The sequence below is a fragment of the Faecalibacter macacae genome, assembly GCF_003687725.1.
GTDB classification, from domain to species: domain Bacteria; phylum Bacteroidota; class Bacteroidia; order Flavobacteriales; family Weeksellaceae; genus Empedobacter; species Empedobacter macacae.
This window is the reverse complement of sequence record NZ_RDOJ01000027.1, coordinates 1-20767: the sequence shown is the minus strand read 5'-3', so window position 1 is coordinate 20767 and position 20767 is coordinate 1. Positions and strand designations below refer to the sequence as shown.

The following is a 20767-nucleotide window of genomic DNA, read 5'->3' as shown; positions in this document are numbered from 1 at the left end:
TGACCTTCGGGTTATGAGCCCGACGAGCTACCTACTGCTCCATCTCGCGATATTGGATTGCAAATATAGATACTATTTTTTTAATAACCAAAAATTATTTTTGTTTTTAAACTAAAATAATAAAATACCTATTAATTGGTATGTAATTATATAATTGAAATGAATAGTTTTGCAAACCTAACTAACTAATAAAAACTACAATGAACCTATTGCAATTTGAAGGTGCAGTGGAAAATATGCCTTATATTTTTCATTACACTAACATAAACAGTATTCTAAATACTGTCATAATAACTATGATACTAGGATACTTTCTATACTCTTTTTATCAAAAAAAGAACATTAACACAAATTCTAATATTAAAGATAATCAAATCATAACTGTATTATCTAACTCAATTCTTTCTCCTTTAAATAATTCTATTGGAATTTCAAAGGTTACAAAACAAGATCTAATAAAGAAATTAATTGAATTCGAAAATTCTGATATCTTTCTAGAAAAAAATATTTCATTAGCTAAATTATCAAGCTATTTAAATACAAATACTAAATATCTTTCACATATAATTAAAATACATAGTGATCGCGAATTTAATAACTACATTAATTTGCTTCGTATCCAATACATTGTAAATAAATTAAATGATGACTCTAAATTTATTAATTATAAGATAAGTGTAATGGCTGACGAAGCAGGATTCTCATCTCACAGTAAGTTCACACAAAACTTTAAATTAATTATAGGTGAATCCCCATCATCATATATTTCTAAAATAAAAAATAAGAAAACGCATCTAATCGATACGATTTAATTTTAAAATATAAGAAAATTAACTTATTTAATCTTTCATAAACTTAGAAAAATTAATTAATTAAATACAGAACTACATCATCGAATTACAGTGTAATTCAATCAATATCATCTCATATTTTATTTACTATTTTCTATCCGTTTTCAAGAAAACGAACATATAAAGAAATTTAGCTTTTAATATATGACATAATTTTGCAAGACTAACAACAACTAATTCTAACTAAACTAATTTTAAAACTATGGTAAAACTTTATCAAAAAGTATTAACCATTGCTGCTCTTATTTTATTACAAGGGTTGCAAGCGCAGGTCGGAATATCACATGATATGAACTTTGTACCCGATCCAGATCTTTCACTTCACGTAGATGGAAAATTAAATGTAAGAGGAAAATTTAAATCAACAACTGAACCCGACCAAAATATTGGTAATGGACAAAAAGACCAATTACTACAAATGAAAATTGTTGATAATAAATTAACTCCGCAATGGGTTAATCCTCCTATTTCTTTATTAGAACAAGGAATGTATTATATTGAAAATACATATACAACAACAAACACATCAGGTGCAATTTTTAATTCAAAAGATACTAATTCATATGTTAATGCAAATATTGAAAATGAAACTTTTAGTAATGGATGGAAAAAAATTGCAGAGTTCTCTGATAAAAATAGTTTAAAAAATTTCAATATTTTAAAAAGTAATAATAATATCAATATTCGTATTGAAACAGGTGTAGAACTTAGGAATACAACCTCTAATAATATTGCCAATTCAAGTAATGTACAATATGCATGTGGACTATTTTCTAAAACAAATGGAGAAAGCGATAGTACGGCTAAATTAAGAGCATATCGAATTGGACAAGTGAATTGGATAAGAAACCAAACAATTCAACACTCTAATTTTAATCTTTTATATACTCTTGAAAATTTTCCTATTGGTGAATACAACTTCTTTGTTGCATGTAAAAAAATGAATCAATCAGTAAATAGTCTTGAATTAAGAATTGGTCAACCAAACCACTCTGGTATTTCCCAATTCACTGATCGTCCGATTGTTAATTTAGATATTTTATATAAATTATAATTCTATACCATGAAAAATTACATTTACATAATAATAAGTTTATTAACTGCAAATACATATGCTCAAGTAGGATTTGGAACAAATAATCCTGATCCTGAATATTCATTAACTGTTGAAGGAAATGTTAAAGTAGAAGATATAAATTTAGAAAAAGCGTTACCTGGAATGGTTTATAGTTCCAATGGGCCAACCACTGAACCTTCTTGGAAAGTTGTAGCATCAGATCCTGTATCAATACCTAATTTAAATTATCTACTTTTTTCTAAATCATTAAATAATTTCAGTGCTTTAACTTTACAAAGCAAAAAATTAAGTGGAAATCAATCATATAAAATTGATGAATTAAATACTAGTTGGAAAATCATTGGAGATAATTCTCAAGATTTAACTTTTAAAGTTACAAATCCATCTTCTAAAGTTTTTGTAACATTTGAGAGTTTAGCACAAGTAAGTGGATTAGGCACAGGTACAGGAACTAATTTTGCTTGTGGAATTTTCATGGCTGAATCAACAAACGCTACAAAGTTCGGAGATTATAAATTAAAAGGAGTCCGAATTATCACAGCCGAAAGAGGACATGCAACCAATGCCTTTTTCAATTTCTCTGTTTCAACTGAAATAAAATCAGAAGGTAATTTTGTTTTCGATCCTGATAAAACTTATAAACTTCAAGTTGCATGTAAACGAAGAGATAATTTTGGAAATTATAATGGAACACTAGTTATTGGTGGTGGTGTTGCCCCTTCAACTTCTTGGGCATTTAATTCTCGTTCATTTTTAAAAATTAATGTATTTGAACCTTTAAATTAATAAATATGAAATATATATATATATTATCACTTTTAATTCTACCAAAATTATATGGACAGGTAGGAATTGGAGTAGAAGAACCTCAAGCACTGCTTGATGTTGAAAGCATGTTAATTCGTGGACAATTAATTTCACCTAATCCAAGCGGTACAGAAAATACATATTATAAAATTCTTAATAATGGTTATCCAGGATGGGATCATCTTCCACAACCAGTTGATTTTAGTGGATCAATCTTAATCAAAGATAAAATAATTATGGAATCAAGTACTGGATTATTAATCTCGAATATTACAGCTACTACAAATGACTCAGAAAATTCTAATTTTAACTCAAATTGGAAAATGATTGAAGGTTTAAAAACTTCATTTATTTTTGAAATGCAAAACAATAGTATTAGTGCACAATTTCAAACATTAGCTTCAAAATATTCTAATCCTAGTTCAGGAGTAAGTTTTGCATGTGGCTTTTTTGTTAGAAAAACACCTGAAAAAAATCCGAATAGCACTACAGGATATAAATTAAAAGTAATTAGACCTGAAGTATTAATTGGTCCTAACAATGCTTTTAAAACTCTTACTGTCTCAGGGTTAATTACTAAAGACGGGAATAATCAGGCTTTTCAAGTTGGACAATCTTATGATATAGCTGTTGCCTGTAGAGGTCGAAATGTAGATGGACCCGTACTAAGAATTGGTAGATCAGTAACTTCTCCTAATGAACCAAATTCAAATGACGAAACACGTAATTTATTAACTCCCGCAAATATTAAGTCAACATTTATTGTGGAGCAATATCAAAATCCATAATTAATAGATTAATAAAATACAAAGAGAACCTTTCGGTTCTCTTTGTATTTATACTTTAATTGGTGGATGTTTCTCTATAAAATCAATACTTAATTCTGCACTATCAGTTAAGAAAAGTAAATCTTTATACACTCTACCAACAGCTAATTGGTGTAAAACCGAATAAATAGAAGTATCTTCTACATATCTTTTTTTACCTAAGAATACCATAGGGCTGTAATAACCTGATGTACCATAATGATTTTGAGCTGCTTCTTGGAAAATTTCTTGTGTAGTTCCTGCACTTCCTGGCGCAAATACTAATCCGTACAAACTAATTGTTAATAAAATATCTTCACGAATACTGTTCGAAAAATATTTTGCAATATACTTCGCAAATAAATTAGAAGGTTCATGTCCATAAAACCAAGTCGGAATCGCTAAACTTTCACATCCATTTGGATACTTTTCTAAAACTTCCATCGAACGTTGATTAAAATTTTTAGCCAAATAATCTGCATCCTCTGAATTCTGAAATTCTAAATCCTTTAATATATTGATTGCATCAAATAATTCTTCTTTAGAATAGTTCCCCATGTAAGCCCCTAAATTAGCTGCTTCCATAATTCCAGGCCCTCCACCTGTTACTACATAATATCCTTTCTTAGTTGCTAATTGTGCTGCAATCGCAGTTTCTACATAAAATTGATTTCCACGTCGAGTTGAATGTCCTCCCATAAAACCAACAACTTTTTTCTTCGTCATTCCTTCATCATCATATTCTAAAATACGACGTAAACCATCATCTATTGAATGGTCGTGAAGACGTTGAGCCAAAGCCTCTGAAACGGGTAGATTGTATTTATTTTTTACAAAATGTTTATAAATATTAATATCAATACTATTATCATTTTCTGGATCATATCCCTCCATCAATTCTTGCCAAGAATATAACTTTCCTCGGTAAGGATTATAAGGTAAATCTTTAAATTTTGGATAAACAAAAGCACCTCGTTCAATTAATGGAATTGCTGTTCCTTGTTTAAAAGTACATCCTAAAAATGACGTATTATTTAATATAATGTTATCCCAATCGACAACTTTATTACAAAAATTAATATCCTGAATTACTTTATTTGTTAGGTTGTTTGTTGTAGAAATTAAATCATTCCACTCTTTATCATTATGAATTAAATTCTTAATTAATTTTATTTTCATTTAGTAAAAGTCTTTCTTCATTATTGCTCAATCAAGTTACACTAATTGTTCCAATCTGCATAAAACGAAAGTTAAGTTTTAAAAAATCCATTTATCTAATCTATATTTGCAAAATATTAACGCTCAATAATTGGGGAATCGTGTGAAACTCACGAACTGTCGCGCAACTGTAAGTTATTTTACAAAAAATAATAAGTCAGATTACCATGAAATGAGCTAATGATAATGCTTTCGCGATTTGAAGCTAAATCTACTGTTCTATGAAATTTATAACCATCAAACGCCATAAAAAACATTATCAAATTTTTATAAAAAAAGAAATAACGTGCTAACACATGATAATGGAAATGGAAAAAACACAAAGAGAAGAATTAATTGAACAACGTATCATTGATTCTGAAACAAGAGTTTTTAAAGCAGTTTTTCCTGGAGATACAAACCACCACAAAACAATGTTTGGTGGTGCTGTAATGTATTTAATGGACGAAATTGCATTTATGACAGCCACTCGTTTTTGTCGCAAACCTATTGTAACGGTAAGTAGCGATAAAATCGATTTTAAACACTCAATTCCTGCAGGAACTTTAGTAGAATTCGTAGGAAAAGTAACGCGAGTTGGACGTACGAGTTTAGACGTTCAGATCGATGTTTTCATCGAGAGTATGTACCGAGATGGACGCGACAAAGCGATAACAGGTACATTTACTTTAGTAGCAATCAATGAAAACAAGAGACCAGTTCCGGTAATTGACTAATTATTAGAATACAATTTAAATCCTTTACAGTTTTTGTGAAGGATTTTCTTTTTTCATTCAATTTTTGTTAAAAATCATCGTTATATTTAAACTATAACGCAAAACAAACAAAAGAATGGAGTTACCTTTCGCTGAGCCATTTAGAATAAAAATGGTGGAAGAAATTTATCAATCAACACGTGAAGAACGTGAACGATGGATAAAAGAAAAAGATTACAATTTATTCAACTTAGAAAGTCAAAAAGTTTTTATTGATTTATTGACAGATTCTGGTACTGGAGCAATGTCCGACAAACAATGGGGAGCAATGATGACTGGTGACGAGAGTTACGCTGGTTCTCAATCTTTCCAAAAATTAAAAGCTACAGTTAATGCAATTACAGGCTACGAATACGTATTACCAACACACCAAGGTCGTGCAGCCGAAAATGTTTTATTTTCTGCTTTAGTTAAAGAAGGAAACGTAATTCCTGGAAATTCACATTTCGATACAACGAAAGGCCACATCGAATTTAGAAAAGCCCACGCAATTGATTGTACTATTGATGAAGCTTTTGATAGCGAATTGATTCATCCTTTTAAAGGAAATATCGATTTAAATAAATTAGAAGCTGTTTATAAACAATATGGAAAAGAAAATATTCCATTCACTTTAATCACAATCACATGTAATTCTTCTGGAGGTCAGCCTGTTTCAGTTGATAATATCAGAAAAGTAAAAGCTTTATCAGATCAATACGGAATTCCGATTTTCTTCGATTCAGCACGTTTTGCTGAAAATGCTTACTTCATAAAAGAAAGAGAAGAAGAATTCAAAAATCATACAATCAAAGAAATCGCAAAAATTGTTTTTGATTTAGGTGATGGAATGACAATGTCATCTAAAAAAGATGGATTGGTAAATATTGGAGGATTTATCGCACTTAATAATGAAGAGCTATATAAAAAATGTGGTAATTTCGGAATTATTTACGAAGGTTATTTAAGTTATGGAGGTTTAGCAGGTCGTGATTTAGCAGCTTTAGCTCAAGGTTTAGACGAAGCAACTGAATATCCTTATCTAAAATCTCGAATTTCACAAATTGAATACCTTGGTAATAAGTTAATTGAATATGGAATTCCGATTCAGCAACCAATTGGTGGACATGCAATTTTTATTGACGCTGTAAAGTTTTTACCAAACGTTCCGAGAGAAGAATTTCCTGCACAAACTTTAGGAATCGAGTTATATAAAGAAGCTGGTGTTCGTGGAGTAGAAATTGGAACTATTTTAGCCGATCGTGATCCAGAAACAAGAGAAAATCGCTATCCGAAATTAGAATTGTTACGTTTAGCAATTCCAAGACGAACATATTTCCAAAGTCATATGGATTATATTGCTGTAGCTTTAAAAAATATTTTTGATCGTCGTGATGAAATCTCAAAAGGTTACGAAATTACTTGGGAAGCCGATATTTTAAGACACTTTACAGTTAAACTGAAAGAAAAATAACAATATAAAAAAATCCACCAAATGGTGGATTTTTTATTTTATTTCCATCTCCAATCACCTGAAATACGTAATGGAGTTTCTAAATTTGCTTTAATTAATTCTTTCTGAATTTCATCTTCAGACCATTTTTTTGAAGGAAAATTCTTTTCATTACTTAATTTATATAATAAGTACGTTTCTAATAATACATTATTTTTTAAACCTAGTTCTTCTACAAATTCAAATGAATCACAATTTGCATGATAACAATTTAATGCTCCTTTTTTAAATTTACTTTCTGATAAACCAATGATTGGAATTCCTTCTAACATAAACGGCTGATGATCTGAATGTAAACCAACATTTACAGAAGCAGTTTCTTTAAAATCTGGAATATAAGATTTTACCTCTTTCGCGATTCCATTTAAAAATGATAAACTCGTATCCATTGTCGAAAAATAAGCTTTTGGATTCGTAGTCATATCCATATTCGACATTGCTTTTATCTGCTTAATCGATCCATCTTTAATCGCTTCAGCTACGTAATTTTTAGAGCCTAATAATCCTATTTCTTCTCCCATAAAAAGAACAAATTCTATGGTTCTATTATTTTCTAAATTTAATTTCTGATATGTTCTTGCTACATCAAGAATAGAAAAACTACCTACTCCATTATCAATCGCGCCAGTTGCTAAATCCCAACTATCTAAATGTCCTCCAAGTACAATTTTTTCTTCTGGAATAGCTTGGCCTAATCGACGAGCGATAACATTTCGCCCTTTCATGGGACCAACATCATTTTTCATATCGATTTTACCTAAAACTTTTTCTGATTTTAGAGCTTGTTTAATTAACATTCCGTCTTCGTAAGAGATATTTACTGCAGGAATTTCAATAATATCGCCTGTTACAGATGCAGTTCCAGTTAAAAGAATTCCTCCTTTTGCCTGATTGTACAAAATAATTCCTTTAGCTCCGTATTTTATTGCCAAAGCTGTCTTCTCGGAACGATGTAAATTCTTCACATCTTTAGAAGTATCTTCTATCAAACCTAAAGCTGCAAATACAATTTGACCATCTAATTTCTTACTTAATTTTAGATAATCTTCTTCAAGTCCATTTCCTAAATCCACCAATTCTGACTCAACTTGTGATAAGGCAGGAGAATGAGCTAAGGCAACAGATTTAATCTTTTTTTCGTTAATTTCTAAAGTCAAACTATTTCTGTTCCAACCTTTAAAATTAAATTCTTGAAATGAAACATCGTAACCATACGAACGAAAAATATCTGCAGCAAATTCCTCTGCTTTTTTACCATTTTCAGTTCCTGTAGCTCGATGGCCAATATTTTCAGTTGCTTTTTGTAATAAATAATAAGCTTCTGCATGATTAGAAACTTCAGTATTAATTTTTTCTAAAATTTCTTTATTTGATTGCGCTTTTAACGAAAGTGTTGAAAAAAGTGATATAGCAATTATTGGTACAATCTTCATGTGTATATTTTCTATAATAAACTTAGATAGTATTTTTCAATAAAATAAATATTTTTCTAATTATTCTTTCATAAAAAAGCCATCCAAAAACGGATGGCTTATTATTTAATTTACTCTTTTATACGTGTCGAAATCATAAGTTTGTGTTCCGTCTCCGTTTTCAGCATAGAAATAATATATTCTAATCCTATTTTCTGAGATTTTCTTGTATTTATATGTCTTGTTAAAGTTTCCAGTATTCACTTTAAACTCTTTCACAGCTGACATATTATAAGGAAATTTCATGGTTCTAAATTCACATCCATTATCAAAAAATACAAGATGATTTTCTAAAAATTCTGAATCTGTAAACTGAATCCTTTTCTGTTTCATGCAATTATTTCGATTTGGATTCGGGTAATCATCACTTACAGTAGAATCTATGACAACATTATTTTGCATTATATACGATCCGTAATTTTCCCATGACCATATCCCTTCTAATTCATTAGCCACAACATCAGAATTATCGTCATTATTACAAGAATATAAACCGAATATTCCTAATAATATAAATAGTATTTGTAGTTTATTTTTCATAATAAGTAACTCCATAAATTTCCTTGTTTTCCTCTACAATAGAATGTTCTAAAACTTCTAACTTATTTTCATACAAACGTTTTACATCGTATTTTTTCGTTTGAATATTTCCAGCTCCGTTAGTAAAAGACAATGTAATTGTTTTTCCACTGACACTAAAAGTACCTGATCTTGTGGTAGTACGACACTGTTCATTTTCGTTATACTTATAATTAATCTTTTGTATAAAAGTATTATTAGAAGTGTTTAATTCAAGATAACCTTCTCTTACACATGCTAATTCTGTAGTCCCGTAAACCTCGCCATGATATCCTGGATGAAAATCGTGATAAACGCCTTCACCCCTAAAGTTCCATCGTCCGTTTAGCAAATTCATGTTAACCTCATCCGGAATTTCGATGGTGTATGTGTTTCGACGATTATCATCTCCATCATCGCAAGAAAAAATCGTTAAAAACGAAAATAAAATTATTAAATACTTCATGCTATTTTAGTGTTGTTGTAATTTAAATAACGTATTATATAATAAAATAAAATCATTAAAGTGGTTTTAAAATTTAATAAACGATTTTTTATTTTACGATCATCTTAAACGTAGACGTTTTTGTTTTAACAACGTAAACACCTTTTGTTAAATTAGTTTTTACTTCATTTTTTCCGATTAATAATTCTCCAGAATTAACTAATTTTCCAGTTAAATCAAAAACACGATAGGAATCTTTTGTTTTAGTTTCAATTATAAAATTACCATTATTCGGATTTGGATATACTTTAACTTTTTTCGCTTCTACATCAGTTGTATTTAATAAACAACCGTAATCTGAATAGTCTACCAATCCTAATGTAGTATCGTCATTGTAATGTACAATTACTTCTTCTACTCGAGTGTCTGTTAAAATAGGATCCCAACAGTTACCCTTTGCTGAAACTGAATTTACAGAATTATTATATAATGCATAGGTTACGCCCTCATTTCCATTATTTTCAAAAACGTTATTTCCTCTATTAACTTCATCACCTAAATTAATATAAGCTCCATTTCCTATATTCGTTATCCCCCAAAGATTACCTTTAATTTCATTCCCAAAAATATTAATGCTATAATCTGCTGGATTTTGAGCTAAATAAATATTAATACCACTTCCTCCATTCGCAGGAATAGGCTCTGTATTATTATCAATAATTTGATTATTAAGAATATTCCCTTTTGTATTTCCACCAGAAGCTGTGATTCCATAACGATTATCTTTAATTAAATTATCTTCAATCAAAAATTCATTGTTTACTCCAAGCAAACTAGAAACCGATACACCTCCTACACGAGTCATTGTACGATCTCCGATAATTGTATTTCCTGTAATTCTAGTAACTCCACCGTTTCCACTTGGGCCCATGTTAATTTGAGGACGATTAGAATTTGACAAGTTGTTATGTGATAAATAATTATTGATGAATGTTAACGCAACTGATTGATTAGCTCCTGATCCTACTGCTGGTGTGACATTTTGCTCGAATCTAGAATTCTGAATCGTTGGATTACCTCTTGAAAAATTAATTGCTCCTCCTGTTGATATTCCTGAATTTTGGAAAGAAACTTCCGAATTATTCATAAAGAAAGTATCTCCTAAAACACGAATTCCTCCACCGTAAGTCATTTTAAAATTAGTAAAACTTGCCGCTGCTCCATCAGCAATTCGTAAACCGTTAAAATAGATAGTACCAGGATTTGTAGATGTAAAATGAACCACATCTGGTGCATTTACTAAAATTGATCCATTAATCGTAATTAATTTACCATCCTCAATTGCTAAAACAAAATTTGTATTTGCTACAAAACTATCTGCTTCGCTAATAGTAAGATCTTCTGTAAGGATATATTTATTTGTAGTGGTATCGTAAGAGATAGCTTCTGTTAAAGCGTCTAAATCTTCGATTGTATAAGTTTGCCCTGTATTTGGAGTTGAAAATTGCCCAAATACAAATGCACCTACTATTGCTAAATTAGCTGTAAAAAATTTCTTCATGTTATTTTCATTTAGTGTAACATAAAGGTAATTAATCTAAACAAAAAAGCCACCCATTAGGGTGGCTTTAATATATTTAGTTCACTACTAATTAGTGAGCTCCTTCTGTTTTGAAACGCTCAACAGCTTCGTGGAATAATTTTTCCGCTTGTGCTTTATCACCGTAACCTTCAACGATACAAGTTTTATTTTCTAAATCTTTGTATACTTTAAAGAAGTGTTCAACAGCTTTTAATGTGTGCTCATTCATGTCAGCTAAGTCATTTAATTTGTTCCAAGTTGGATCAGCAACTGGTACACAAAGTAATTTTTCATCACGACCTTTGTCATCAGACATGTTTAAAACACCGATAGTTTTAACTTCGATAACACATCCAGGTACAGTTGGCTCAGTTAAGAAAACTAAAACATCAATTGGATCACCATCTAATGCTAAAGTATTCTCTACAAAACCGTAATCTGCTGGGTATTGCATTGGAGAGTATAATACACGGTCAAAACGGATTCTTCCTGTTTCGTGATCCATTTCGTATTTGTTACGAGATCCTCTTGGGATTTCAATAATCGCGTCAAAAGTCATTTTCGCTTATTTTTAATTTATTATTATTTAATTTAAAACACTTTAGAAGTCCCATTGTAATCCTAAAGTCACCCCAAATTTACGAACATCTGGCAAATTATTATAATTTCCACGCCAATTAAAATCAATTCGGATTGGACGGATGTTTCCCCAACCAATATTTTCGATTCCAAAACCGTATTCGTAATAGATTTGTTGATTTGGAGCTGTATAATTAATTGTTGATCGATTTATCGCTTTACTCTTATCAGAAATATCTCCATAAGCCGCTCTTAAGAAACCAACTTCTCTTAGTTTTAATTCTTTAATAAGAGGAATTTTATTCAAAATCCATCCATTAAAATGGTGTTCCCAGTTCATCGTTACATATTCATCAGTTACAAATTCGTAATAATCTAACTGAGAAAATGTACCATAAACTTGCCCATAACTTTCGTTACCCGGAATTGCACTTAGTAATGATAACGGAACTCCTTGAAAGGTTTTTCCTGCTTCAACCGTCATTAAAGAACGTCCTAAAGAACCTACTAAAATTGGTTGCGTATATAAAAACTGTACTTTATCGTATTCAAAATCTGAATCTATCACACCTTTTAAACCTTTTGTATAACGTAACATTAAAGTTGGTGCTAAAGTAGACATCTCTACACGATCAATACCATACTGAGAGTATTTAGCTCCAGGTTTAGCAATTACAGAAAAGCTAACTGATGAATTAGTTAAATTTTCTTGTACCACACCATTTTTATCATATGCAATAGAAAAATGCTCTCTGGATGCAGGTTTTATACGTTGATAATTTCCATCTAAACGGAAAATAACATTTTTCCATGGTTCTATTGATGTGTAAACATTCGTTAAATTATTAGAACTTAAGAAGAAATTATCTCCTTGATTAATAATTGAAGACGAAGCAAAACTACGAGTCATAATTCCGTCCGAAGATGTTAATTGAGCCGCCATTTGTTCTACATCTCGCTTAGTTCCTGCACCGATCTGAAAACGATTAAATTTATTGAACATGTAACGCACATCTGCACCATATTTAAATTTATCATCATCAAAACCGTAAGCTAAGAAACCTTGTGCACGCCACATATCGTTTTGCGAAAAGTAAGTTCTTGCTCCTGCTCTTAATCGAAGACCTTCTATCTTATTATAACCAAAAGAAGAGTATAAATTACCAATATCTATATTTCCAACTCTATAATATCCAGAACCTAAAACCTCAATTGTTTTTACAAATCGATTAAATTTAGGCACTTCGTTCAATTGATCTAATGTTTCGTAAATTCCTTCTTGATCTTTCGTTAAAGCCTCTGGTCTATTTTCTGCCCAATACTCTTTAGACTGTACATTAACGGAAGACATCGCAGGATCTATACGCTCAGAATAATATACATCTGGCTGACGAGAATCAAAATCATAATTATAGTAATTGACCGTTTTGTGTGCAAACAGACCTTTAGAGCTTTCTTTTTTAGATAAAATAGTCATGTCTAACATTGCATATTCTTTCTTTGGATAAAAAACAGAATCGTTTGCTACATCGTAATCTAATTGCATAAAAATATTACGAACAAAGTTAACATTCATGTCTTTTGTTGTTTCCAAATCAATCGATTTTACAGCATAAGAATCTTTAGAAATATACATATCTCCTTTAAACGTTAATTCGCCTTCGCGACGCGGGAAATACTTAATTCTATACGTTTCAATTCCATCAATATCAATCGTGTCTTTTAACTCATAATCATAAACCGCAAACCCATCTGTTGCGATTGGTGATACAAATTTGATATTTAAAAAGTTTAAACGATTATCGTAAATATTAATGTCTTTGAATAAATTTTTTACCGTAGCAGCCACCACTTCATTGTTCTCGAAACCTGAAGTTTTGTTCGCCTTTAATTCTCTTCTTTCTTGAGTTTTTGGCTTATTAATTCCTTCTATTTTATAAATAGATTCATTTAAAAAAGCTGGTAAATAGGTTTTACCATTGATTGATGAAGTATCAATTTTCTCGAATACAAATTCAAACCCTTTGAAGATTTTTTTCTTCATAAAAGCTGAATCAATATTACTGATATCAAATTGTAATTTCTCGTATTCATTATAAGAATATTGAGGAACCATCTTCAATCCATTTGACTTTCTTCTTGCCCAAACTTCTTTTAAAATCGCATAAGCTGGATTTTCTTTCTTTTTTAGACGTTGTTTCTTTTTTCCAGTAACAGTTGCACCTTGCAAGGAAATTCCATCTCCAGAATCATCAATGAAATCTTTAGAATTGTCTTCTGGTTTTGGATCTAATTCAGCAATAAAACTAAAATCAATAAGATCAACAATTTCATAATCATAGTTTACATAACCAGATTTTGTAATTGATAATTTATTCGTCGATGTTGCAGATTCGATATAAAAAGAACCATCTGAATTTGTTGTTGTTCCGACTTTTAGTTCTGGTAATCGTATGTCTGCATACGAAATTGGTTTACCTGAAACTGCATCAAAGACTTTCCCTTGAATCTTAACCTGAGCAAAACTTACAATAGAGAGTATTGTTAAGAATGCGGTAAACAGTCCTTTATTTGACATTTTTGTTAAAAAGTTTAAAAAAGAAAGTCTAGCAAAATGCATGCTAGACTTTAAAATTATTTATGATAAATATAATCTTTTTAATTAAGATTTGTACATCACTGCTTTAACAGCTGCAACAACTTCTTTTGCTTGAGGGAACCATTCTTGGAATAAGTTTGGTGCATAAGGTGCAGAAGTGTCTTTAGTTGTGATACGTTTTACTGGAGCATCTAAGTAATCAAATGCTTTTTGTTGTACCATGTAAGCAATCTCTGTAGAAACTGAAGCAAATGGCCAAGCCTCTTCTAAAATTACTAAACGATTTGTTTTCTTAACAGAAGCGATAATTGTATCGTAATCCATTGGACGAATTGTACGAATATCGATAACTTCTGCCTCAATTCCATCTTTAGCTAACTCTTCAGCTGCCATTAAAGCTTGTTTCATAATCTTACCAAAAGATACGATTGTTACATCTTTACCTTCACGTTTGATATCTGCTTTACCGATCGGAATTAAGTACTCTTCCTCTGGAATTTCCATTTTATCACCATACATCTGCTCAGATTCCATAAAAATTACTGGATCGTTATCACGAATTGCAGATTTTAATAATCCTTTCGCGTCATATGGGTTTGAAGGAACAACAACTTTTAAACCTGGTACATTTGCATACCAATTTTCAAAAGCTTGTGAGTGCGTAGCACCTAATTGTCCTGCTGATGCTGTTGGTCCACGGAATACAATAGGGCAATTCCATTGTCCACCAGACATCTGTAATATTTTTGCTGCGTTATTTACGATTTGGTCGATTGCAACTAATGAAAAGTTGAATGTCATGTACTCTACGATTGGACGACATCCTGTTAAAGTAGAACCTACAGCGATACCTGTAAAGCCAGATTCTGCAATAGGCGTATCAATAACACGTTTTGGTCCAAATTCATCTAACATACCTTTAGAAGCTTTGTAGGCACCGTTGTATTCAGCAACCTCCTCTCCCATTAAGTATACAGATTCATCGCGACGCATTTCCTCACTCATTGCCTCGGCAATTACTTCTCTAAAAGTTTTTATAGCCATTGTGTTTTGATTTCGTTACTATATTTTTTCCTAAAGCAAATGTAATAAAAAAGTTAGGAATTTTTTTGATTTATATCTGAAATAGGTAAAAGCGTCCATGTTTTTTATGTTTAAACCCTATTTAATTATTTCCTAATTCAATAAATTTTAAGTAATTATTCAAAATTTTATCTACCTTTGGTTTCATATGGTGCTCAAAAAGAGTTAAAAGGGAATTTGGTTCAAATCCAAAACTGTCCCCGCAACTGTACGTTTTATCTCAATTCTTTTACGACTTCTGCCACTGTTTTCAAATAAAATGGGAAGGCTTTAAAAGAATAAAACAAGTCAGGAAACCTGCCATAGAAATAACTAAAAATTGAATCACTTTCGGGAGAAGAAGTGAATACTATTTATGAAAAAAAAATTCATTTTAGTAGCCCTTATTTCTGGCTATGTTTTCGGACAAAATGATGCTGTACAATTAGAAGAAGTTTTAATAAACGATCCTTTTTTAAATCATCATTACAAAAGTCAATCACAAATTAAACTGAATGATAGTATTCTAAAAAAGAATCAACCTTCATTGAGTAATTTGTTGCAATTTGAATCGCCCATTTATTTTAAAGAAAATGGAGTTGGAATGGTTTCTTCACCATCTTTTCGTGGAACAACAGCTTCGCAAACGGCAGTAGTTTGGAATGGTATTAACATTAATTCTTCAATTAATGGACAAACCGATTTCAGTACAATCAATTCTAAATCTTATGACCAAATTTTAGTAAAACCTGGCGGTGGAAGTATTGCTTATGGAACTGGTGGTGTTGGTGGAGCAATTCATTTATTAGATGAATTAAAGTATGATGATAAACTGATTCAAAATCTTGATTTAGGATACGGAAGTTTTGATTCGTACAACTTAAATTATCGTTTACATTTTGCTAAAAAAAATGTTGCTACAAATGTTGGTTATGCTAGATTTCAGTCAGATAATGATTATAAAATTGATAATTATTTAGAACGAAATAGAAACGGAAAATATTATTTCAACACGGTTGATGCGAACGTTGGTGTAAAATTAGTTGATCATGAAATCAGATTACTTTCTCAATTTAATTTCGGAAATCGCGAATTCAGTTTAACTGATATTTACGAATCGCCTACGCTATACGATAATCAAGATTATCGTGTGATGGGACAATGGGTTTTTAATAAAAATCGTTGGAATTCAGATTTAAAAGTTGCTTACACGCACGAATCAAATCAATATTACCCTAATCGACAATCTTCGACAACACAAGATTTAGAAGTTAACAATTGGATTGCTAAATATTATCTGAATTATAAATTCAAGCCGAACCAAACAATTAGCGGTTTTGCTGAAAATATTTATAGCAAAGGAAACGGAACAAATCTTTCTGATTCTGACCGAAACACAGCCGGATTTGGTTTGATTTATAAACATATTTTATCGGATAAATTACAATACGAAGCGAGTATTCGTCAAGATTTTTCATCCGTTTATGATGTTCCATTTATTTACGCTTTCGGTGCCAATTATAAACCTTTAGATTTCTACGAAATTCGATTCAATTTTTCTAAGAATTATCGTGTCCCAACATTCAATGATTTGTTTTGGGAAACGGGCGGAAATCCTGATTTAAAAGCTGAAAATGCCTTACAATTTGAATTAGGAAATGATTTTAAATTCAATAATCTAAAACTTCAAACCAACGTTTTTTACAATGATATAAAAGACATGATTCAATGGATTCCAACAACTGGTAGCTCGTTTTGGCGTCCGGTTAATCAAAATCATGTAAAAACGTACGGAGCGGAATTAATTGGGGATTACAAATGGAAAAATTTCGCTTTCAGAACAATTTATTCTTATACAGAATCCATCAATCAGAAAACAGATAAAACATTGATTTACGTTCCGAAACATCAATTCCATATTAATACAAACTATTCTTACAAATCTTGGAATGTATTTATGCAAAATCGTTGGGTAGATCAAGTTTTTATTCAAACAGATAATCAAGCAACGATTCCAAGTTATTGGACTTCAAACCTTGGTTTAGGTTATCAAATCAACCCAAATTTTGGAGCCAATTTTATTGTAAATAATCTTTTCGATCATCAATACCAAAGTGTTGCCAATCGATGGATGCCAGGAATTAATTTTCAAATATCAATAAACATAAAACTATAATCAAATGAAAAATATCAAAACTTTATTATTCGCATTACTTGCAACGAGTTTTACTTTACAGTCTTGTTCATCAGATGATGATAATATCAATTCAATCGAACAAAATGGAACTTACAAGGACGGAATTTTTGTATTAAATGAAGGAGCAATGGGAAGTAACAATGCCGAAGTTACTTTCTTTAAAAACGGAACTGCAACTCAGAATTTGTTTAAAACTGTTAATCCAACTTTAAACTTAGGAAACGTTGCTACAAGTGTACTTTTCGAAGATAATGATGGATATATTGTAGTAAATATGTCGAATAAAATAGAAGTTGTTCATACTACAACTTTCGAATCAAAAGGCTCAATTTCTTCTAACTTAAATAATCCACGTTATATCGCCGCAGACGACAATAAAATTTATGTCACAAATTGGGGAGATGCTTCTAATCCAAATGACGATTTTATTTCGATTTTTAGACGTTCTGATTTAGCATTTGAGAAAAAAATTGACGTTAAAGAAGGTCCAGATCAAATCTTAATCGAAAATAATAAATTGGTTGTTGCTCATTCAGGTGGATGGAGCAATGGAAATTCTGTTTCAATCTACAATTTAGCAACAAATACTTTAGAAAATATAACAGTTGGTGACGTTCCTTCGGCACTAGTTGAGAAAAATGGAACAGTTTACGTTTTATGTAGTGGAATTACTTGGGGCGGAACTCCATCAGCGGGAAAATTGGTTAAAATTAACTTGAATTCGAACTCAATTTCTCATACAATTAATTTTCAAGAAGGACAAAATCCTCGATTTTTAGCAGAAGAAAATAATCAGTTGTATTATACTTTAAACAATAAAATTTATCGTTTAGAAACGCAAGAAAACGTGTTACCACAAACAGCTTTATTTACATCTGATGCAACTTACATTTACTCTTTTAACATCAATAATGGAGCAATCTACATTGGAGATGCGAAAGATTTTGCATCAAACGGAGAAGTTAAATATTATAGTTTAGCAGGAAATTTACTAGGAAATTTTTCAACAGGAATTGGACCTAATTTCATCATTGCTAATTAATAAAAGTTTTCAAAAAACGGAAAATCCGAAGGTTAGCCTTCGGATTTTTTTATGCTTTTATTTTTAAATAGAATTTGAGAATTGAAAACTAATATCGCAACTAAAATCAATACATAACCTACAATTTGCAATGTCGTTACTTTTTCTTTGTAATAAGTAATTGCTAAGACGAAATTCATAATCGGATTCAGATAAATTAAAATCCCAACTGTTGATGAATTTATCCCCTTTAACGCAAAATTATTAAGGAACATAGGTATAATGGTAAACAAAATAACAACAGCCAATATACATTGATAAAATATAGTTTCTGTCGGAATTGGACTTGCGTATAAAAAGACCAAAGGCAATATTAATACAGCGACAACTGATAGCTGTATCATTAATAAATTAAAACTATCAAATCGATTTAAACTTCTCTGAATTAAAATATAACAAGCAAAAGCTATTGCAACAAATAGACTATACATTAGATCAGTAAAATGCCCGATAGATAAAATTCCACAAGCCAAAATACTTACACCAACCGCAATCCATTTTACTTTAGAAAGTTCTTCTTTTAATACAAAAAATGCTAAAACTGTTGTAATAATTGGGCAAACCAAATAAGATAAAGATGCTGCTTGTACACTTACATGGTTCATGACGATTATAAATACCAACCAATTGGACATTAAAATAACCGAGCCTCCTACGATTAAAGTCAATAATTTATTTTGTTCTTTTTTCGCTAATGATTTGAATAGATTCCAATCTGATTTGATCTTATTTCTTCGAAATCCAACATTGATTACTACTAGAAAAAACACACTTATAAACAAACGATAAAATAGAATATCTAACGATGGGTAATGTGCAATTGGTTTTAATCCAAAACTGAAAAATCCCCAAATAAAATATGCTGTTACAGCCGAAAATATATACTTTGATTGATTCATTTCAATGGTTGAAACAGATTTATTTCTGTTAACTGAAACAAATGTAAGCGTTTATTAGTTTCTAATTATTGATGATTTGATTTTCTTTACCTTTGTTAAAAATTATCCTTGATGGCAGAATTATTTTCAGACGAATATTTTATGAGAATTGCTTTAAACGAAGCTGCAAACGCATATGATCGCGACGAAATTCCGGTTGGCGCTGTGATTGTTTCAAACAACAAAATCATTGCAAAAGCTCATAATCTAACTGAAACTTTAATCGATGTTACTGCGCATGCAGAGATGCAAGCGATTACTTCTGCTGCAAATTATTTAGGTGGTAAATATTTACAAAACTGTACACTTTACGTAACGTTAGAACCATGTGTCATGTGTGGTGGCGCGTTGTATTGGAGCCAAATTTCGCGAGTTGTTTATGGAGCTTCTGATCCTAAACGTGGTTTTAAAGCGAAGATTGGCGAATTACATCCTAAAACCGAAGTTGTTTCAGGATTGTTAGAAGATGAATGTGGCGAAATAATGAAATCTTTTTTCCAGAAAAAAAGGTAATTAACTACATTTACATTTCAATTTATCACATGAAAGTTTTTCAGTTTTTTATTTTATCGGCTTTTATTAGTCTTTCTCTTTTTAGTTGTGAGCAAAATGCTACGCCAAAAATATATCCTTCGAAAAAAGGTGTTGATTCAGCATACGCAGATTTGTTAAAAATTAAAGTTGAGGAAAAAATTCGTGACGATAAAGAAGAAGCTGATCCAAAATCAACAAAGACAATTGCTAAAGCTCAACAACCTAAAAAAGTTGTAAAACCTGTAGCAAATGTAGATAAAATTGTTCCGTTTAGTAAAGACAATACGAGAGATACTTTAAAGATAACTTACGCAAAAGCGAAAAAGACGTTAACTAAAAACGCAGGTCAAACTAATACTTTTGTATTCAATTCTGATACAGCTAAAAAAGTTGCAATTAAAATTTCTGCTCAAGATACGTTAGCAAATATTCGTATTAATCACATCAAAGGTCCAGTAGATTCGATTAAAGGTGGTCCATTTGGTAAAACTTTGATTTTTGATTTACCTGCAAAAGGAAATTACAACTTCTCTATTTCTGAAAAACCTACGGTAAATAAACCATACACAGGAGAATATAATTTGGAGTTACAATTGCTTTGGAAATAAGGTTAATTTGAAGATTTGATAATTAGCTAATTGTCATTCTGAGCAAAGCACATACGAAGTAAAGAATCTACAAAATTCCTCGGGATAACATTTCTTTTTGTCAAA

Annotated in this window: 19 protein-coding genes and 1 riboswitch; of the genes, 10 read left to right on the top strand and 9 right to left on the bottom strand. The window is 30.7% G+C overall.

Annotated features, from left to right (window positions below):
• The first annotated feature begins 296 nt into the window (after window positions 1-296).
• The 4 genes from EAH69_RS13430 to EAH69_RS13415 all read left to right on the top strand — a co-directional run bounded on the left by EAH69_RS13430 (window position 297) and on the right by EAH69_RS13415 (window position 3524).
• Complete coding sequence (locus EAH69_RS13430; protein ID WP_230466830.1) at window positions 297-812, top strand: helix-turn-helix domain-containing protein; 516 nt, start codon at window positions 297-299, stop codon at window positions 810-812.
• A gap of 241 nt (window positions 813-1053) precedes the next feature.
• A complete protein-coding gene (locus tag EAH69_RS13425) occupies window positions 1054-1905 on the top strand; it encodes a hypothetical protein (protein WP_121935729.1) in 852 nt (283 codons plus the stop codon).
• 9 nt (window positions 1906-1914) lie between these two features.
• Window positions 1915-2715, top strand: coding sequence for a hypothetical protein (locus tag EAH69_RS13420; protein ID WP_121935728.1), 801 nt, complete (start codon window positions 1915-1917; stop codon window positions 2713-2715).
• Window positions 2716-2720: 5 nt separating this feature from the next.
• The gene (locus tag EAH69_RS13415) at window positions 2721-3524 is read left to right on the top strand and encodes a hypothetical protein (protein WP_121935727.1); all 804 of its coding nucleotides are present in this window, start codon (window positions 2721-2723) and stop codon (window positions 3522-3524) included.
• A gap of 48 nt (window positions 3525-3572) precedes the next feature.
• Here EAH69_RS13415 and EAH69_RS13410 read toward each other — a convergent pair whose 3' ends face one another.
• On the bottom strand, window positions 3573-4721 hold the full coding sequence (locus EAH69_RS13410) for an LOG family protein (protein ID WP_121935726.1): 1149 nt from the start codon (window positions 4719-4721) through the stop codon (window positions 3573-3575).
• A 341-nt stretch (window positions 4722-5062) separates the two neighbouring features.
• Between EAH69_RS13410 and EAH69_RS13405 the strand changes: the two genes are divergently transcribed.
• Both EAH69_RS13405 and EAH69_RS13400 read left to right on the top strand, forming a co-directional pair.
• Complete coding sequence (locus EAH69_RS13405; RefSeq protein ID WP_121935725.1) at window positions 5063-5476, top strand: acyl-CoA thioesterase; 414 nt, start codon at window positions 5063-5065, stop codon at window positions 5474-5476.
• Window positions 5477-5591: 115 nt separating this feature from the next.
• Window positions 5592-6968 carry a tryptophanase gene (locus EAH69_RS13400; protein ID WP_121935724.1) on the top strand — a complete coding sequence of 459 codons (1377 nt, stop codon included), beginning with the start codon at window positions 5592-5594 and terminating at the stop codon, window positions 6966-6968.
• 38 nt (window positions 6969-7006) lie between these two features.
• Here the strand turns inward: EAH69_RS13400 and EAH69_RS13395 are convergent, their stop codons facing one another.
• The 7 genes from EAH69_RS13395 to EAH69_RS13365 all read right to left on the bottom strand — a co-directional run bounded on the left by EAH69_RS13395 (window position 7007) and on the right by EAH69_RS13365 (window position 15286).
• Window positions 7007-8440 (bottom strand): M28 family peptidase, encoded by a 1434-nt coding sequence (locus EAH69_RS13395; RefSeq protein ID WP_121935723.1) that lies wholly within the window; start codon window positions 8438-8440, stop codon window positions 7007-7009.
• 105 nt (window positions 8441-8545) lie between these two features.
• Window positions 8546-9019 (bottom strand): hypothetical protein, encoded by a 474-nt coding sequence (locus EAH69_RS13390; protein WP_147439153.1) that lies wholly within the window; start codon window positions 9017-9019, stop codon window positions 8546-8548.
• A complete protein-coding gene (locus EAH69_RS13385) occupies window positions 9009-9503 on the bottom strand; it encodes a lipocalin family protein (protein ID WP_121935721.1) in 495 nt (164 codons plus the stop codon). The genes EAH69_RS13390 and EAH69_RS13385 overlap by 11 nt, the downstream gene beginning before the upstream one ends.
• Window positions 9504-9591: 88 nt before the next feature.
• Window positions 9592-11043, bottom strand: a complete 1452-nt coding sequence (locus tag EAH69_RS13380; RefSeq protein WP_121935720.1) for a T9SS type A sorting domain-containing protein — start codon at window positions 11041-11043, stop codon at window positions 9592-9594.
• Between the two features lie 91 nt (window positions 11044-11134).
• Entirely contained in the window at window positions 11135-11623 is a 489-nt protein-coding gene (locus EAH69_RS13375) for an inorganic diphosphatase (RefSeq protein ID WP_121935719.1), read from the bottom strand.
• A gap of 42 nt (window positions 11624-11665) precedes the next feature.
• The gene (locus tag EAH69_RS13370) at window positions 11666-14221 is read right to left on the bottom strand and encodes a DUF5686 family protein (protein ID WP_121935718.1); all 2556 of its coding nucleotides are present in this window, start codon (window positions 14219-14221) and stop codon (window positions 11666-11668) included.
• An 84-nt stretch (window positions 14222-14305) separates the two neighbouring features.
• On the bottom strand, window positions 14306-15286 hold the full coding sequence (locus EAH69_RS13365; RefSeq protein WP_121935717.1) for a pyruvate dehydrogenase complex E1 component subunit beta: 981 nt from the start codon (window positions 15284-15286) through the stop codon (window positions 14306-14308).
• Between the two features lie 161 nt (window positions 15287-15447).
• Window positions 15448-15644: riboswitch (cobalamin riboswitch) on the top strand.
• Between the two features lie 36 nt (window positions 15645-15680).
• Here EAH69_RS13365 and EAH69_RS13360 point away from each other — a divergent pair.
• Both EAH69_RS13360 and EAH69_RS13355 read left to right on the top strand, forming a co-directional pair.
• A complete protein-coding gene (locus EAH69_RS13360) occupies window positions 15681-17480 on the top strand; it encodes a TonB-dependent receptor plug domain-containing protein (RefSeq protein ID WP_121935716.1) in 1800 nt (599 codons plus the stop codon).
• A gap of 4 nt (window positions 17481-17484) precedes the next feature.
• A complete protein-coding gene (locus EAH69_RS13355; RefSeq protein WP_121935715.1) occupies window positions 17485-18543 on the top strand; it encodes a YncE family protein in 1059 nt (352 codons plus the stop codon).
• 32 nt (window positions 18544-18575) lie between these two features.
• Here the strand turns inward: EAH69_RS13355 and EAH69_RS13350 are convergent, their stop codons facing one another.
• Window positions 18576-19481: an EamA family transporter gene (locus EAH69_RS13350; RefSeq protein ID WP_121935714.1), complete on the bottom strand. Its 906-nt coding sequence runs from the start codon at window positions 19479-19481 to the stop codon at window positions 18576-18578.
• 111 nt (window positions 19482-19592) lie between these two features.
• Here EAH69_RS13350 and EAH69_RS13345 point away from each other — a divergent pair, with 111 nt between their 5' ends.
• Both EAH69_RS13345 and EAH69_RS13340 read left to right on the top strand, forming a co-directional pair.
• Window positions 19593-20033: a nucleoside deaminase gene (locus tag EAH69_RS13345; protein WP_121935713.1), complete on the top strand. Its 441-nt coding sequence runs from the start codon at window positions 19593-19595 to the stop codon at window positions 20031-20033.
• Window positions 20034-20062: 29 nt separating this feature from the next.
• Complete coding sequence (locus EAH69_RS13340; RefSeq protein ID WP_147439152.1) at window positions 20063-20662, top strand: hypothetical protein; 600 nt, start codon at window positions 20063-20065, stop codon at window positions 20660-20662.
• Window positions 20663-20767 lie beyond the last annotated feature (105 nt).

Excerpts from the sequence above, each read along its gene's own strand:
- EAH69_RS13340 (WP_147439152.1), top strand. The coding sequence starts at position 20,063 with ATGAAAGTTTTTCAGTTTTTTATTTTATCGGCTTTTATTAGTCTTTCT.
- EAH69_RS13405 (WP_121935725.1), top strand. The coding sequence starts at position 5,063 with ATGGAAATGGAAAAAACACAAAGAGAAGAATTAATTGAACAACGTATC.
- EAH69_RS13355 (WP_121935715.1), top strand. The coding sequence starts at position 17,485 with ATGAAAAATATCAAAACTTTATTATTCGCATTACTTGCAACGAGTTTT.
- EAH69_RS13395 (WP_121935723.1), bottom strand. The coding sequence starts at position 8,440 with ATGAAGATTGTACCAATAATTGCTATATCACTTTTTTCAACACTTTCG.
- EAH69_RS13360 (WP_121935716.1), top strand. The coding sequence starts at position 15,681 with ATGAAAAAAAAATTCATTTTAGTAGCCCTTATTTCTGGCTATGTTTTC.
- EAH69_RS13410 (WP_121935726.1), bottom strand. The coding sequence starts at position 4,721 with ATGAAAATAAAATTAATTAAGAATTTAATTCATAATGATAAAGAGTGG.
- EAH69_RS13385 (WP_121935721.1), bottom strand. The coding sequence starts at position 9,503 with ATGAAGTATTTAATAATTTTATTTTCGTTTTTAACGATTTTTTCTTGC.
- EAH69_RS13390 (WP_147439153.1), bottom strand. The coding sequence starts at position 9,019 with ATGAAAAATAAACTACAAATACTATTTATATTATTAGGAATATTCGGT.
- EAH69_RS13370 (WP_121935718.1), bottom strand. The coding sequence starts at position 14,221 with ATGTCAAATAAAGGACTGTTTACCGCATTCTTAACAATACTCTCTATT.
- EAH69_RS13380 (WP_121935720.1), bottom strand. The coding sequence starts at position 11,043 with ATGAAGAAATTTTTTACAGCTAATTTAGCAATAGTAGGTGCATTTGTA.
- EAH69_RS13345 (WP_121935713.1), top strand. The coding sequence starts at position 19,593 with ATGGCAGAATTATTTTCAGACGAATATTTTATGAGAATTGCTTTAAAC.
- EAH69_RS13425 (WP_121935729.1), top strand. The coding sequence starts at position 1,054 with ATGGTAAAACTTTATCAAAAAGTATTAACCATTGCTGCTCTTATTTTA.
- EAH69_RS13430 (WP_230466830.1), top strand. The coding sequence starts at position 297 with ATGATACTAGGATACTTTCTATACTCTTTTTATCAAAAAAAGAACATT.
- EAH69_RS13415 (WP_121935727.1), top strand. The coding sequence starts at position 2,721 with ATGAAATATATATATATATTATCACTTTTAATTCTACCAAAATTATAT.
- EAH69_RS13420 (WP_121935728.1), top strand. The coding sequence starts at position 1,915 with ATGAAAAATTACATTTACATAATAATAAGTTTATTAACTGCAAATACA.
- EAH69_RS13350 (WP_121935714.1), bottom strand. The coding sequence starts at position 19,481 with ATGAATCAATCAAAGTATATATTTTCGGCTGTAACAGCATATTTTATT.
- EAH69_RS13400 (WP_121935724.1), top strand. The coding sequence starts at position 5,592 with ATGGAGTTACCTTTCGCTGAGCCATTTAGAATAAAAATGGTGGAAGAA.
- EAH69_RS13375 (WP_121935719.1), bottom strand. The coding sequence starts at position 11,623 with ATGACTTTTGACGCGATTATTGAAATCCCAAGAGGATCTCGTAACAAA.
- EAH69_RS13365 (WP_121935717.1), bottom strand. The coding sequence starts at position 15,286 with ATGGCTATAAAAACTTTTAGAGAAGTAATTGCCGAGGCAATGAGTGAG.